Below are 14,556 nucleotides of genomic sequence, written 5' to 3' on the forward strand. Positions count from 1 at the left end.
GCGGCCGCACGCCGGAAAGGACACCGAGGACCATGACCGCCGTCCCCTGTACGACGCCACCGGCCGACCGGCAGCGTCCGACCGACGAACACCTCGGCCACCTGGCCACCCGCGCCCGCGAACTCATCCTGCGCACCGCCCACCAGGCCGGGGCCGGGCACGTCGGCGGCTCTCTGTCCGCCGCGGACCTGCTGGTCACCCTCTACTTCGACGAACTGCGGATCGACCCCGCACACCCCGGCGCCCCGGAGCGGGACCGCTTCATCCTCTCCAAGGGCCACTGCGCCCTCGGCCTCTACGTCGCCCTCGCGATGCGCGGCTACTTCGACACCGCCGAGCTGGCCGACTTCGACAAGGGCGGTTCGCGGCTCCAGATGCATCCGGACATGACCAAGCTGCCCGGGATAGAGATGTCCACGGGTTCGCTCGGACAGGGCCTGTCCGCCGGGGTGGGCATGGCGCTCGGCGCGCGGATGGGCGGGCCCGGTTCCCACCGGGACGCGCGGACGTACGTACTGCTCGGCGACGGGGAGTTGCAGGAGGGCATGACCTGGGAGGCGGCGCATGTGGCGCCCCGCTACCAGCTGGGCCGCCTGGTCGCGATCCTGGACCACAACGGCCTCCAGCAGTACGGGTGGCCGCGCGGCGCCGACGACCGCGGCGACCGCCGCGACCCCTGGGCGGGGGTCGATCTGCGGGCCACCTTCACCGGGCTCGGCTGGCGGGTGCTGGAGATCGACGGCAACGACATCGCCGACATACGGGCGGCGCTCGCCGAGGCCCGGCGGTCCGAGGCCACCGGCCCGCCCACGATGATCCTCGCCACCACCCGCAAGGGGCGTGGCGTCTCGTTCACGGAGATGACCATCCGGTGGCACACCGGTGCCCCCGACGAGGAGCAGCTGGCCGCGGCGCTCGCCGAACTCGAAGGGACAGCCGGATGATGACCCGTACGGCATCGATGCGCGAGGCATGGGGCGCCACTCTGGTCGCCCTCGGCGAGGAGGACACCCGCACGGTGGTGCTCGACGGCGACCTCGCCTCCAGCACCAAGGCCGACGCCTTCGCCGGGGCGCACCCCGACCGGTTCCTCCAGATGGGGATCGCCGAACAGAACCTGGTCGGCGTCGCGGTGGGCCTGGCCACCACCGGACTGGTGCCGTGGCTCTCCTCCTTCGGCGTGTTCTTCTCCCACCGCGCCGTGGATCCGATCCGGATGCTCGTCGCCCAGACCGACGCCAACGTGAAGATCGCGGCGGGATACACCGGGGTGTGCTTCGGCATGGCCGGAAAGTCGCACCACGACCACGCCGACCTCGCCGTGATGCGGGCGATGCCGCGCATGACCGTGCTGGCACCGGGCGATGCCACCGAATGCGAGGCGTTCACCCGCTGGGCGCACGAGCACGACGGCCCGGTGTATCTGCGGCTCGCCCGTGATCCGGGCCCCGGACTGCCCGCCGGGGACACTGCCGTGGGGCCCTTGCGCCCGCTGCGCGACGGGCCGGACGGGGTGCTGGTCTCCACCGGCGCGCAGACCGCCCGCACCCTGGAGGCCGCCGAGCTGCTGGCCGCCGACGGGCTCGACCTGCGCGTCCTGCACGCCCCGACCATCAAGCCCTTCGACGAACGCGGCCTGATCGAGGGGTGTGCGGATCAGCCCTTCGTCGTCACCGTCGAGGAGCACTCCACCTACGGCGGGCTCGGCGGCATGGTCGCCGAGGTCACCTCGGCCGGGCCGCGCCCGCTGCCGGTGCACCGCATCGCGCTGGAGGACACCTGGGTCGAGACCGGGTCCAACGACTATCTGCTGGAGCGGTACGGGCTCTCCGCGCGCGCCGTCGCGGCCCGCGTCGCCCGGCTGGCCGGGGTTTCGAGGTGACCGTACGGGGACCGTTCGGAGGGGATACCACCATGTCCACCACACCCACGGCCGTGATCTCCGGCGCGGCACAAGGCATCGGCGCCGCCACGGCCGGGCACCTCGCCGGGCAGGGCTGGCGCGTCGTCGTCCTCGACCTCAACGGCCCCGGCGCCGAGGCGGTGGCGGCCGCGCTCGACGCCGCACATCCGGTGGCCGGGGGCCACCTCGGGCTGGGGTGCGACGTGTCCGACGAGAGCGCGGTCGGCGCGGCCGTAGCCGGGGCGGCCGACGTGAGCGGGCGGATCGACGCCGTGGTCGCGGGCGCCGGGAACCTCGTACGGGGCCCGGCGGCCGAACTGGACCTCGGGTCCTGGCAACGCCATCTCGACATCCACCTCACCGGCAGCTTCCTGCTGGCCCGTGCCGCGTTCCCCCGGCTGAGCGCCGCACGCGGCTCCGTGGTGACCATCGCGTCCGTCGGGTCGACCTTCGGCCTCCCGCGCCGCGTCGCCTACTCCGCCGCCAAGAGCGGCATCGTGGGGATGACGCGGACGCTGGCCGCCGAATGGGGGCCGCACGGGGTGCGGGTCAACGCCGTAGCGCCGGGCTACGTCAACACCGAAATGGTCCGCTCGGGCCTGGACGCCGGGACCCTGGACCGGGACGCCCTGCTGGCCCGCACCCCGCTGCGCCGACTGGCCGAACCGGAGGACATCGCCGCGGCCATCGGCTTTCTGGTCTCGCCCGGGGCCGGATTCGTGAACGGAGCGGTGCTGCCGGTCGACGGCGGCCTCACGATCGACGGCACCTTCGATCACATCGTGGACCACACCGCCGACCACATCACAGCTCGGTGAGCTGTCCGCGCATCCGTACCGTCTCCGCCGGGTCCCAGCCCTCGCGCGGCACCGACGACAGCAGCAGCCGGGTGTACGGATCCGCCGGGGCGTCCAGTACCCGGGCCGTCGGGCCCGTCTCGACGGCCCGGCCGCGCCGCATCACCAGCGTGTCGTCCGTGACGTGCCCGACGACGGCCAGGTCATGGCTGACGAAGACCAGCGCCACCCCCGTCTCCCGGCGGATCTCGGCGAGGAGCATGAGGATCTGCGCCTGGATGGACACGTCCAGCGCGGCCACCGCCTCGTCCAGCACCAGCACCTCGGGTTCCACGGCGAGCGCACGGGCGATGGCCAGCCGCTGGCACTGGCCGCCGGACAGCCCCCGCGGCCGGGCGTCGGCCTCCCGTCGGCCCAGGCCCACCTGGTCGAGGAGTTCGTCGACCCGCGTGGTGGCGGCCTGGCCCTGGTGCCGCCCGTGCAGCCGCAGCGCCCCGTGCAGACACTGGCGCGCCGTCAGGCGCGGGTCGAGGGACACATACGGGTCCTGGAACACGATCTGGATCTCGCGGGCGCGCCGCAGCCGTTCCGCCCTGCGCCCGGCCGGGCCGCGCGGCCTTCCGCCGCCGCGTCCGCCGGGGGTCCGCTCCCGCCCGTTCACGGTGATCGTGCCCGCGTCCGGCCGTACGAGGTCCACCAGCATGCGGGCGACCGTGGTCTTGCCGGAGCCGGACTCACCGACGATGCCCAGGGAGCCGCCCGCGGGGACGGTGAACGAGACCGTGTCCACGGCCGTCGTCCGGCCGCCGTCCGGGAGGGCGTAGCTCTTGCACAGGCCCTCGACGACGAGTGCGGGGGTGGTCATGTGCTGCTCCTCGTGACGAGTTCCAGTCGGCGGCACGCCGCGAACTCCTGCTCGGCGGACGCCCCGCCGCCGAACGGGATCGCCACCGGGGCCCAGGTGTCGCACTCCGGCTCGGCCTCCGGGCAGCGCGGGGAGAAGGGGCAGCCGGTGAGGGCGTCGGACAGGGATGACGGTCGGCCGGGGATGGGGCGCGGTTCGCGGTCCCTGCCCAGGGTGGGCGAGCACTCCAGCAGGCCGCGGGTGTAGGGGTGCCGCGGGTCGGCGAACAGCCCCCGGGCGGGCTGGTGTTCCACCACGTGGCCCGCGTACATCACGTACACGCGGTCGCAGTAGGCGGCCGCGAGCGGCAGGTCGTGGGTGATGAACAGGGTCCCGAGGCCGCTGCCGGACTCCCGCCGCTCGGCCTGGATGCCGCGCAGCAGCGCCAGCACCTCCGCCTGGGTGGTGGCGTCCAGCGCGCTCGTCGCCTCGTCGGCGAGGAGGAGGTCGGGTTCGGTGCACAGCGCGGCGGCGATCACGACGCGCTGGAGCATGCCGCCGGACAGCTCGTGCGGGCGCTGCCGCATCCGGCGTTCCGGGTCGGGCAGGCCCACGGCGGCGAGCAGCTCCGTCGCCTTCGCCACCGCCGCGCGCTTCGGCAGGCCCAGGACCCGGGTGAGCGGTTCGGTGAGGAAGTCGCCGATCCGGCGCACCGGGTTCATCGCGGAACGCGGGTCCTGGAAGATCATGGAGACGGTGCGGGACCGGTGCGCGCGCAGCCGCGCGGGGTCCATGGCGAGCACGTCCTCGCCGTCCACCCGCACGGAGCCGGAGGCGTGCGCGTGCTCGGGGAGCAGGCGCAGCACGGCCCGTGCCGTGGTGGACTTGCCGGAGCCCGACTCGCCGACCAGGCCGACCACTTCACCCCGGTCGATCCGCAGCGACACCCCGCTGAGCAGTGGCCGGGCGGCGGCACCGGCGGGCAGCCGGAGGGTGAGATCTTCGATGTCCAGCAGCATGGCCGGCTACCTCCCGTGGCCGAGGCGGTCCGAGACCCAGACCCCGACGATGTTGAAGGCCACCACGACGGCGGCGATGGCCGTGCCCGGTACGAGGGCGGGCAGCAGCGCTCCCTGCACCACGGCGTCCTGCCCTTCCTGCACCATCAGCCCCCAGTCGATCGAGGGCGATCCGGCGCCGAAGCCCAGATAGCTGAGGGCGGCCAGGCTCATCAGCCCCTCGCCGAAGAGCACCACGAGGTACCCGATGAGCGCACCGGACAGATTGGGCACGAGGTGCCGTACGCAGATCCGCGCCCCGCTCATGCCCTGGACCCGGTAGGCGTCGATGTACGGCTGGGAGCGCTCGGCGAGGGCGACACTGCGGGTGTAGCGCGCGATCGTGGGCGCGTACGCGAGCCCCAGGGCGAGGATCGACGTGGTGAGCCCGTCGCCGAAGACCGCGATCACCAGGACGACGAACAGCAGGCCCGGGAAGGCGTACATCACATCGGTCACGCGCGAGAGCAAGGTGTCCACCCAGCCGCCCCGCCAGGCCGCCACCGTGCCCATCGTGACGCCGAGCACCGCGGCCAGGGCGAGCAGCGCCAGCGGGGCCAGCAGGCTCGACCGTGCGCCGTACAGGACCCGGGACAGCAGATCCTGTCCCGAGGCGTCGGTGCCCAGCGGGTGCTGTGACGTCGTCCCCGCGAGCGAGGCCGACAGGTCGACCGCGTCGGGCGCGTGGGGTGCGAGCAGGGGTGCGCACACCGCCGCCACCACGACCAGGGCGAGGAAGCCGCCCGCGACGACCACCTGGAGCGGGCGGCGGGCCCGTATCGTCACCGGGACCAGGGCCCCGGCCGTCACCGTCGTCATGCGGTCTTCACCCTCTTTGTCGTGCTCCGCTTGGTACCCCGTGAGACCCGGGGGTCGATCAGGGGATGGACCAGGTCGACCAGCGTCGTCACCACCACATAGCCGATGACCATCAGCAGCAGCACCGCCTGGGTCACCGGGAAGTCATGCGTACTGATCGCGCTCACCAGCAGCGAGCCGACCCCGCTGAGGCCGAAGGCCGTCTCGACCACGACCGTTCCGGCGAGCATGCCCGCCATGACCAGCCCGCACATGGTGACGATCGGGCCGAGCGCGTTGCGCAGCACATGCCGGACGACGATCTGCCGCTCCGCCATCCCGGAGGCCCGGGCGGCCTCCACGTGGTCGGAGGCGTACGCCTCGGCCATCGCCTGCCGGGTGACCCGGCTGATCACCGCGAGCGCTCCGAGGGCCAGGGCGAACGCGGGGAGCGTCAAGTGGTGCAGCCGGCCGGTGAACCCCTCGCCCTGGCCGGTCACCGGGAACCAGCCCAGCCGCACCCCGAACAGCGACACCAGCGCGATGGCCGCGACGAACGAGGGGACCGACGCGGCGAGCGTGGTGCCCCCGACGACGGCCGAGTCCACCCAGCCGCGGCGCAGCGCCGCCAGGACACCGGAGCCGACGCCCAGGATCACGAAGAACACCGTGGCGTAGGCGACGAGTTCCAGGGTGGTGGGCAGCCGCGCGCCGATCAGGTCCGCGACGTGGTCGCGGTACTGGAACGACCGGCCCAGGTCACCCTGGGCGCTGTCCCACAGCCACCGTCCGTACTGCACGACGAGCGGCTCGTCGAGGTGGTATTGCGCGCGGACCGCCGCGAGCTTCTCCGGGGTGAGTTCCTGACGGCTGCCGGAGAGGAGGACGGCGGGGTCTCCCGGGGCGGCGTAGGCGGCGGCGAAGATGACGAACGACGCGGCGAACAGCGTGGCGAGCAGGCCGGCGAGCCGGCGCGGCAGTCCGCGGAGCATGGCGTCAGCCCCTCTTCGTACCGAGGTCGGCGGCCCACGGGTAGTACAGCGACACCATGGACGCCGGGGGACCGGTGTACTTCTCGCCGAGCACCATCACCGACGGCACCTGCACCAGCGGGATCCACACCGCGTTGTCCGCGAACTTCTTCTGCGCGTCGATGATGAGGTCCGCGCGCTCGCGGTCGTCGAGCGTCTGCTGCGCCTTGGCGACGAGCGCGTCGTAGCCGCGGTCCGCGTAGCCGAGCCAGTTGTTGGCGTTGCCGCTCATGCCGTTGTCGTAGAAGCCCACCGGGTCGGCCTTGGAGATGTACCAGTCGACCGGAATCAGATCGAAGCCCTTGCGCGCCTTCGGGTCGGAGAAGAACTCCCCGTACTGGCTCGGCGGGATGGTCTTGACGGTCACCTTCAGCCCGATCTTCTGGGCCGCGCCGCGCACCGCGTTGGTGATGACCGTCTGGATGTCGGTGCCGTCGTTGGACACCACGACCGGCTCCCCGGGCTCACCCGCCTGCTCGACCAGCTTCTTCGCCCGCGCGATGTCGTCCCCGGACGGCGACGCCGCGTACGCGGTGGACTTCTCCAGGTCCTTCTGCGCTTGTCGGAACGCGGCCTTCTGGTACCCCCACGCACCCGGGCCCACCGGGGTGGCCCATGGCTCGGCGAGGCCGCTGAAGCCGGACGTGGAGATCCCCTTGCGGTCCATGGCCAGCGACAGCGCCTCGCGCAGCCGGGCGTCCTTCAGCGCACCGCCGTCGGTGGGGACCAGCGACCAGGCGGTGGTGGACTGCCCGTAGTAGGCGCGCACGCCCTTCTTCTCGGCCAGCACGGCGGCGGGGCCGGTGGCCGTCAGATAGGCGCCGTCCGCGGCTCCGGTGGACAGGGCGTTGACCAGCGCGCTGCCGGAGGCCCAGCGGAAGACGACCTGCTGGGTGAGCGGGCGGACCTTGGTGTCCCAGTAGTTCGCGGCGCGCTCGATGGTGAGGGAGGAGCCGGAGTCCCACTTCTTCACCCGGTACGGCCCGGTGCAGGCGTCGGGGTGGCCGGGGGTGCCGAAGTCGTCGCCCTGCCGCTCGACCACCGTGCGCTCCATGATGATCCCGGCGTCACCGGCCAGGGCCTTCATGAACAGCGCGCTGGGCTTCTTGAACGTGATGGTGACCTGGGACGGGCCGGTCTTGGCGATCGTGTCGACGTCCTCGTACTCGTCCGACTCGGACATCTCCGGCCGGGCGTGCCGCTTGAGGCTCCACACCACGTCGTCGGCCGTCATCCGGGCGCCGTCGTGGAAGGTGACGTCGTCGCGGAGGGTGAGGACGAGCTTCTTGCCGCCCGCGTACTCGGCCTTCTTCGCGAGGTGCGGTGCGGTGGTGAGGTCCGGCCGCAGCTGGAGCAGCCGCTCGCACACATTGGCCAGCACGGTGCGGGTGCTGCTGCCGCCCTGGCTGTCCATGTCGAGCGTGCCGGGCTCGTTCTCCACGAGCCAGTTCACGGTGGCGGCGGAGCCGGACGCCTTGGCGGTGGTGTCGGTGAGTTCGATCTCGGCGACGTCGGCGGTGGCGCCGCCGCCCCCGGAGGGCGCCCCGGAGCACCCGGCGGTGAACAGCAGCGCCCCCGCGACGCCGGCTGCGATGGTGAGTTGCGTGGTTCTCATGGCAGGCCCTCCGGTGGTTCGGAAGATGAGGGGAGTCAGCGCGGCGCGTGCGGGCCGTCGTAGAGGTTCCAGGGCAGGTGCTGGTATGCGCGGTCGCAGGGCGTGCCGGGGGTCACGTAGTAATCACCGGTGGTCAGGTCCACGCAGGAGGACAGCAGCGTCATCCACTGTTTGACCTCGGGCTGCCGGGGGTCGGGGTGGGTGCACAGCCCCTCGGGGTGGCCGAGGTGGTCGGACATGGCCTGGTGGATGAGCTTGCGGGACTGGTCCGGCGCGGTGGCCCCGCGCAGCTGGCGCAACCCCGCCTCGGCCCGGGGCACCCGGATCAGGGAGTCGGAGGACCCGGGACGGTATCCGGCGGCGAGCTGGACCGGGACGGTGGCCTGGTAGTGGTTGCCGTGGACGAGCAGCCCGTCGTCCGGATACAGCCAGCCGTGTGCGCCCGGTGTGGTCTCCAGGTCGACGGCGAAGCCTTCGCGGCAGGTCAGCAGGGCGTTGCTGGCGATGTGGCCGCGGGTGCGGCACAGCACGTCGACCGCCGCGCTGATCGACTCGCTGTCCAGCACCCGGCGGCGGATCACGGTCTGCGGCAGACCGATGGCGTCGTCGAACCGGCCGCCCAGGCCGTTGGCGTTGAGGGCGACGCCCGCGGAGTTGGCGCCCTGGCGGCCGATCTGGCCCGCCTCGACCTGCATGATCACGGTGGGCCGCGGGGGCTGGACGATCCGCAGCATCAGGAGGGTGTCCGAGGTGCCCGCCCGCCAGTCCCAGTTCTGGCCGCAGTACACATGGCCGTCGCCGCTCGCCTCGCCCAGGACGGCGAAGGAGGTGCATCCGTCGGCCGCCGCTTCCTTCGCCTCCGCCACGTCTCCCGGGGTGCCCTCGCTGCCGCGCATCCGGGCGAAGGTCTGGTCGTAGAGGATCTCGCCGCGGGCGTTCAGCGCGAGGACGTCCAGCAGCCCGACTCCCGCACCCTCGGCGATCCCGCGCATCTCCTCGACCAGATCGGGCGCGTAGCCGCGCACCGGCTCCAGCCAGCGCTCGGCGCGCGCGGTGACCTGGTCCCAGGTCAGCCCCGACGATTCGCCGAAGGCCTCCTCGTAGTAGGTGAGCGCCGCGCCGAGCCGCGTCCGCGCCGCCTCGCCGTACTGGCGGCCACGCTCGGCGGGCGGACCGGAGATCTCGATGATCGGGATGGTGCCGGCTGTCATGGCGCTCCTGTGTGCCGAGGACTCATGAGGCTGTAATGTTCGTTTCAGAAATTCCGGTTTCTGGAATGATGAGACCAGATGGTAATGACCACTACAGGGAAGTCAATAGCTGTAATGAGCGAATCGGATGAGGCGACCGGGGTGACGCGCCTGCACACCGCGGTCCGCGACATGTGGGGGGAGCTGTCCGCCTCGGAGCGCGAGGTGGCCCAGTACCTGGTGAGCGCCCCGCCGGAAAACCTGCTCTTCGCGAGCGCCCAGGAGCTGGGCGCGGCCAGCGGCACCAGCAACGCCACCGTCGTCCGCGCCCTCCAGCGCCTCGGCTACGCGGGCCTGCCCGCCCTCAAGCGGGAACTCGCCTCCGGCTTCACCTCCGCCACCGCCCCCGAGGAGCGGCTGAAGCAGCGCATCGCCCATGTCGGCCACGACCTGGAGCAGATCAAGGACCGGGTCTTCGACGAGGCCGTGGAGCGTCTCGACCAGTGCCGCCGCCTGCTGGAGTCCGAGGTGTTCGAGCAGGCGGTCCGGATGCTGGCCGACGCGCGCGAAGTGGTCGCGTACGGCGTCGGCGCCTCCGAACTCGCCGCCCGCCACGTGGTGCTGAAGCTGCGCCGGGCCGGGCGCCGGGCGCGCTTCATCGGCGCCACCGGCTTCACCATGGCCGACGAACTGCTCGACCTCGGCCGCGGGGACGCCGTGGTGATCCTCCACCCCGGCCGCCGGCTGCGGGAGTTCACCGTGCTCACCGAGCGGGCGCGGGCCGTCGGCGCGAGAGTCCTGCTGGTGACCGACGTGCCCAAGGGCCCCCTCGCCCGCCACGCCGACGTGGTGATCAGCGCCCCGCACACCCCCACCGGCATCACCGCCGAGTCCCTGCCGGGCATCGTCGTGATGGACACCCTCGTCCTGGCCCTCGCCTCGCTGGACGAGCCCCGCGCCGTCGAAGCCTCCCACCAGCTCACCGTGTTGCGCGGGCAGCTCATCGACCGGGCCGAGCCCAAACAGCGCAAGGGCTGATCACCTCACGGATCGGAACCGCGAATGTCTGACGAATCGCCGCCCGTCTGGCCGGGCGGGGCGCGCTGCGCCGTCATGCTCAGCTTCGACGTGGACGGCCCCACCCTGTGGGTGGACGACCGCGCCACCGGGCGGTGCGACGACGCGCGGGGCTTCTCCATCGGTGCGTACGGGCCCTGGCGGGGCACCCCGCGCCTGCTGGACCTGCTGGACGACCGTGCCTTGCCCGCCACCTTCTTCGTCCCGGGCAAGATCGTGGAACACTGGCCCGCCGTGGCGAAGGACATCGCCGCGTCCGGCCATGAGATCGGCCACCACGGCTGGATGCACGAGACCTTCTACGACCATCCCCGCTCGGCCCAGCGTGACATCATCGCCCGCAGCCAGGACCTGCTGGAACGCACCACCGGGGGCCGTGCGGTGGGGTTCCGCAGCCCGAGCGGCGACATCGCCGCCGACACCCCGGCGCTCCTGGCGGAGCTGGGGTTCTCGTACTCCAGCTCCATGCGCGGCGACGACCGCCCGTACCGCTGGGAGATCGACGGCCGTCCCACCGACCTGATCGAGATCCCCGCGCACTGGGAGCTGGACGACTACCAGCAGTTCGTCTACAACGAGTCCCCGCCCGAGCCGCAGGGACTGGACCGCATCGCCAGCACCCTCGCCACCTTCGACAACTGGCGCCGCGAGTTCGACGGCTACCACCGTTGGGGGCTGTGCTACGTGCTGATGCTGCACCCCCAGGTCATCGGCAAACCCCAACGGGTGCGCGCCCTGGGCCGCCTGCTGGATCACATGGGACGCCAGGGGGACGTCTGGTTCGCCACCGGTGCCCAGATCGCCGACTGGTGGCGATCGCGGAGCGTGGTCTGACATGACGACGGACAAGCCGGTCATGGCGACGGACACGCCCGCACCCGGCATCGGCGGCCCCCGGCGGCGGCAACCGCGCCCCCGCTGGCCGGAGGGCGCACGCTGCGCGGTGGTGCTGACGTTCACCCTCGACGCCGAGCTGTTCTGGCTCCGGCTCCACCCGTCCGCCCGGCAGCGGCCCAAGACGCTGTCCCTGGGGACGTACGGGATACGCCGCGGCGTCCCGCGGCTGCTCGACCTGCTGGACGCCTACGCCCTGCCCGCCACCTGGTTCGTCCCCGAACACACCGCCACGCACCACCGCCTAGCGGTCAGGCGGATAGCCGCCGCGGGGCACGAGATCGCGGCCGCGGCACCCCCGGTCCCCGGCCGGACACCGGACGGGGGCGTCCGGGGCACGTGGTCGCGCACGGCCGCCTCGCTGGAGGCGGTGACCGGGGTCCGGCCGACCGGACTGCGCGCCGCGCCCGGGGTGTTGGGCGACGGGCATGCGGCGCTCCTCGACGAGCTGGGCTTCCGCTGGTCCTCGTCCACCCACGGCGACGACCGCCCCCACCTGCTGTGGTCCGGCGGACGGCCCACATCGGTCCTGGAGGTGCCGTGGCAGTGGGAGTACGCCGACCACCCGTACTTCCTCTACAACGGCGCACCCGTGGCGTTCCCGCCCGGCGAATCCCGCATCGCGGCCTACCGGGATGTCCTGGAGGACTGGAAGGACTCCTTCGACGCGTACCGGGACCACGGCCTGTGCTGGGTCCTGGCCCTCGGCCCGCAGTCCGTCGGCAAGCCGGGGCGGGCGCTGATGCTCGTGGAACTGCTGGACCACATCCGGGCGTACGGGGACGTCTGGTTCGCCACCGCGGGCCAGGTGGCCGAGCACTGGCGGCGGACAGCCGACCCGGGCCCGGAACCGGCGGGCCACCCGGAGCGGGTGAGGGCGGGCTGGCCGTCCCCGCCCGGCACCGAGGGTAGGCTCGACCCCGGTCACATGGGCGCGCGGACCGAGCGCACGGATGGCGAGGAGCGGGATGGCTGTCACCGAACCGGGCGGGCAGAACCGGGCCCGGGGTCGACGTAATCCTGAGCAGGTGAAGGCGGACATCCTCGCCGTGGCCACGGCGGAGTTCGCGGAGCGCGGTCTCGGGGCCGCGAGCGTGAACGAGATCGCCGCCAAGACCGCCACGACCAAGCGGATGATCTACTACTACTTCACCAGCAAGGAAGGTCTGTACACGGCCGTGCTGGAGCGGTCGTACCGGCAGATGGCCGAGACGCTGCTGCGCGAAGTGGGGCCCGCGGACCTCGACCCCGTCGCGGCCCTGCGGCGGCTCGCGGAGAAGACCTTCGACCACCACGACACGCATCGCGAGTACGTCCGTCTCGTGGTCGGCGAGAACATGCTGCACGGGGCCTACATCCGCCGCTCCGGGGAACTGCGGAAGCTCTGGGCGCCGCTGCTCGACATCGTTGCCGACATCCTGCGCCGCGGGCAGGAGCAGGGAAGCATCCGCGCCGACGCCGATCCCATCGACGTACAGGTCCTCGTCAACAGCTTCTCGCTGTTCCACATCACGAACCAGTACACCTTCGACGCCCTGTACGACTACGCGCTCGACGGGCCCGAGGCCCGCGCGCACTTCCGCCGCATGATCGGCGATGTGGTGACCCGCGCCTTCGCCGTCACCTCCTAAACCCGGGATCCGCAGGACAAGGGCCCGCCGCGCCGTATCGCGCGGCGGGCCCGGCGTCCGTGTGCCGCTTTTTGATCCAGGGGGGTTTGGTCCAGGGGGTTAACGAGACTTTGGTCCAGGTGGTACAAAGTCGGTGTGCGGGCCGCTCACGCAAGCGGTCCCGATCGCGCCTCGCCGCGCTCCCGCCTGGCCGGTACCGGGTCGATCACCCGCGCCACCAGCTTCCTCAGCCACGCCTTACGCACACTGCCCCCTCCCCACGGAGCCGCACTGGGGGCACACGCACCCCGAAAGGCCCAGCCATGCCCCTGACGACCCCTTCCGTTCCCCCCGACGAGGCCACGTGGAACGAGGCCAAGGCCCGCCGGGCCGCCCGTGCCAGCTTCCTCGGCAGCATGCTCGAGTACTACGACTTCTACGTGTACGGGTCCGCCGCGGCGCTGATCTTCAACGAAGTGTTCTTCACCCGCGCCCACGGAGCCATCGGCACGCTGGCCTCGCTCGCCACCTTCGGCGTCGGCTATGTCGCGCGCCCGGTCGGAGGCGTGGTGCTCGGCCACTTCGGGGACCGGGTCGGGCGCAAGAAGGTCATGCTGTTCACCCTCGTCCTCATGGGGGCGTCCACGTTCCTCATCGGGTGCCTGCCGTCCTACAGCAGCATCGGCATCCTCGCCCCCGCCCTGCTGGTACTGCTCCGGCTCGCCCAGGGATTCTCCGCCGGTGGCGAGCAGGCCGGTGCCAATTCGCTCACCCTGGAACACGCGCCACCGAACCGCCGTGCCTTCTACACCAGCTGGACCCTCACCGGGACCCAGGCCGGGTTCATCCTCGCGAGCCTGATGTTCCTGGCGGTGTCCACGCTGCCCGACCGGCAGCTGTTCGCGTGGGGGTGGCGCATCCCGTTCTGGTCCAGCGCCGTGGTGGTCGTGGTGGCCTACTGGGTGCGGCGGCGCCTGGAGGAGCCCCGGGAGTTCACGGAGAAGAAGGACCACGACCGCACCGCGCGCCTGCCAGGGGTCGCCGTCCTGAGGTCGCAGCCGTGGGATGTGCTGCGCGTGGCGCTGTGCCAGTTCAACTCCGTCGGCGGCAGCATCTTCTCCGTCTTCGCCCTCGCCTACGCGACCGGGGACGACGTCGGATTGTCGCGGACCACCATGCTGTGGGTGGCCATCTTCGCCAATGTCTTCGCCCTGGTGATGCAGCCCCTCGCCGCGCTGCTGGCGGACCGGATCGGCCGCAAACCGGTGTTCATCGGCGGGGCGCTCGGCTTCGCGGCGACCATGTTCCTGTATCTCCACGCGCTGTCCACCGCGAACCTCGGGTACATCTTCTTCGGCGCGTTCCTCGTCACCTCGTGCTTCTACAGCTGCCTCAACGCCACCTGGCCCTCGATGTACGGGGAGTGGTTCAGCACCCCCGTGCGCTACTCGGGAACGGCGATCGGCACCCAGGTCGGCATCGGCTTCGCGGGCTTCGCACCCACCATCGCCTACGCGATCCTCGGCGACGGCCCCGGCGGCTGGATCCCGGTCGCCCTCCTCGTCGCCTTCGCCATGGCCGTCGCCGCCACCTCGTGTGCGACCGGCAGGGAGACCTACCGGACCCCCATGTCCCAGCTCGGCAAGCAGCCCGTCCCCACGGCCGCGCCGACCCCGCCGCAACCCCAGCGGCCGACCGTCACCCGATAGAGCCGTCCGTCACCCGACAGACAAGGACCG

At 72.2% G+C, this 14,556-nt stretch carries 14 protein-coding genes; 8 read left to right on the top strand and 6 right to left on the bottom strand.

Annotation, left to right across the window (positions count from 1 at the left end; genetic code table 11):
• Positions 1-32 precede the first annotated feature (32 nt).
• The 3 genes from HYQ63_RS37770 to HYQ63_RS37780 are packed head-to-tail and all read left to right on the top strand — an operon-like array spanning position 33 to position 2,721.
• The gene (locus tag HYQ63_RS37770) at positions 33-944 is read left to right on the top strand and encodes a transketolase (protein ID WP_179938179.1); all 912 of its coding nucleotides are present in this window, start codon (positions 33-35) and stop codon (positions 942-944) included.
• On the top strand, positions 941-1,882 hold the full coding sequence (locus HYQ63_RS37775) for a transketolase family protein (RefSeq protein WP_218929610.1): 942 nt from the start codon (positions 941-943) through the stop codon (positions 1,880-1,882). The genes HYQ63_RS37770 and HYQ63_RS37775 overlap by 4 nt, the downstream gene beginning before the upstream one ends.
• A 32-nt stretch (positions 1,883-1,914) precedes the next feature.
• Complete coding sequence (locus HYQ63_RS37780) at positions 1,915-2,721, top strand: SDR family NAD(P)-dependent oxidoreductase (RefSeq protein ID WP_179938180.1); 807 nt, start codon at positions 1,915-1,917, stop codon at positions 2,719-2,721.
• Here HYQ63_RS37780 and HYQ63_RS37785 read toward each other — a convergent pair.
• Genes HYQ63_RS37785 through HYQ63_RS37810 form a run of 6 tightly spaced genes read right to left on the bottom strand, consistent with a single transcriptional unit; the run spans position 2,708 to position 9,257 of the window.
• The gene (locus HYQ63_RS37785) at positions 2,708-3,565 is read right to left on the bottom strand and encodes an ABC transporter ATP-binding protein (RefSeq protein ID WP_179938181.1); all 858 of its coding nucleotides are present in this window, start codon (positions 3,563-3,565) and stop codon (positions 2,708-2,710) included. The two genes, HYQ63_RS37780 and HYQ63_RS37785, sit on opposite strands and share 14 nt — an antisense overlap.
• Positions 3,562-4,563 carry an ABC transporter ATP-binding protein gene (locus HYQ63_RS37790; RefSeq protein WP_179938182.1) on the bottom strand — a complete coding sequence of 334 codons (1,002 nt, stop codon included), beginning with the start codon at positions 4,561-4,563 and terminating at the stop codon, positions 3,562-3,564. The genes HYQ63_RS37785 and HYQ63_RS37790 overlap by 4 nt, the downstream gene beginning before the upstream one ends.
• Before the next feature lie 6 nt (positions 4,564-4,569).
• Positions 4,570-5,421: an ABC transporter permease gene (locus HYQ63_RS37795; RefSeq protein WP_179938183.1), complete on the bottom strand. Its 852-nt coding sequence runs from the start codon at positions 5,419-5,421 to the stop codon at positions 4,570-4,572.
• On the bottom strand, positions 5,418-6,392 hold the full coding sequence (locus tag HYQ63_RS37800; RefSeq protein ID WP_179938184.1) for an ABC transporter permease: 975 nt from the start codon (positions 6,390-6,392) through the stop codon (positions 5,418-5,420). The genes HYQ63_RS37795 and HYQ63_RS37800 overlap by 4 nt, the downstream gene beginning before the upstream one ends.
• A 4-nt stretch (positions 6,393-6,396) precedes the next feature.
• On the bottom strand, positions 6,397-8,046 hold the full coding sequence (locus HYQ63_RS37805; protein WP_179938185.1) for an ABC transporter substrate-binding protein: 1,650 nt from the start codon (positions 8,044-8,046) through the stop codon (positions 6,397-6,399).
• Between the two features lie 35 nt (positions 8,047-8,081).
• Entirely contained in the window at positions 8,082-9,257 is a 1,176-nt protein-coding gene (locus tag HYQ63_RS37810) for a C45 family peptidase (RefSeq protein WP_179938186.1), read from the bottom strand.
• Between the two features lie 114 nt (positions 9,258-9,371).
• Here HYQ63_RS37810 and HYQ63_RS37815 point away from each other — a divergent pair, with 114 nt between their 5' ends.
• From HYQ63_RS37815 to HYQ63_RS37835, 5 genes are all read left to right on the top strand, one after another.
• Positions 9,372-10,274 (top strand): MurR/RpiR family transcriptional regulator, encoded by a 903-nt coding sequence (locus HYQ63_RS37815; protein WP_179938187.1) that lies wholly within the window; start codon positions 9,372-9,374, stop codon positions 10,272-10,274.
• A gap of 24 nt (positions 10,275-10,298) precedes the next feature.
• Complete coding sequence (locus HYQ63_RS37820) at positions 10,299-11,147, top strand: polysaccharide deacetylase (protein WP_179938188.1); 849 nt, start codon at positions 10,299-10,301, stop codon at positions 11,145-11,147.
• A gap of 1 nt (position 11,148) precedes the next feature.
• A complete protein-coding gene (locus HYQ63_RS44085; RefSeq protein ID WP_218929611.1) occupies positions 11,149-12,225 on the top strand; it encodes a polysaccharide deacetylase family protein in 1,077 nt (358 codons plus the stop codon).
• A 10-nt stretch (positions 12,226-12,235) separates the two neighbouring features.
• The gene (locus HYQ63_RS37830; protein ID WP_257232402.1) at positions 12,236-12,838 is read left to right on the top strand and encodes a TetR/AcrR family transcriptional regulator; all 603 of its coding nucleotides are present in this window, start codon (positions 12,236-12,238) and stop codon (positions 12,836-12,838) included.
• A 302-nt stretch (positions 12,839-13,140) separates the two neighbouring features.
• Positions 13,141-14,526 carry an MFS transporter gene (locus HYQ63_RS37835; protein ID WP_179938189.1) on the top strand — a complete coding sequence of 462 codons (1,386 nt, stop codon included), beginning with the start codon at positions 13,141-13,143 and terminating at the stop codon, positions 14,524-14,526.
• Positions 14,527-14,556: the final 30 nt, after the last annotated feature.

This window comes from Streptomyces sp. Rer75 (genome assembly GCF_013414305.1).
Taxonomy (GTDB): domain Bacteria; phylum Actinomycetota; class Actinomycetes; order Streptomycetales; family Streptomycetaceae; genus Streptomyces; species Streptomyces himastatinicus.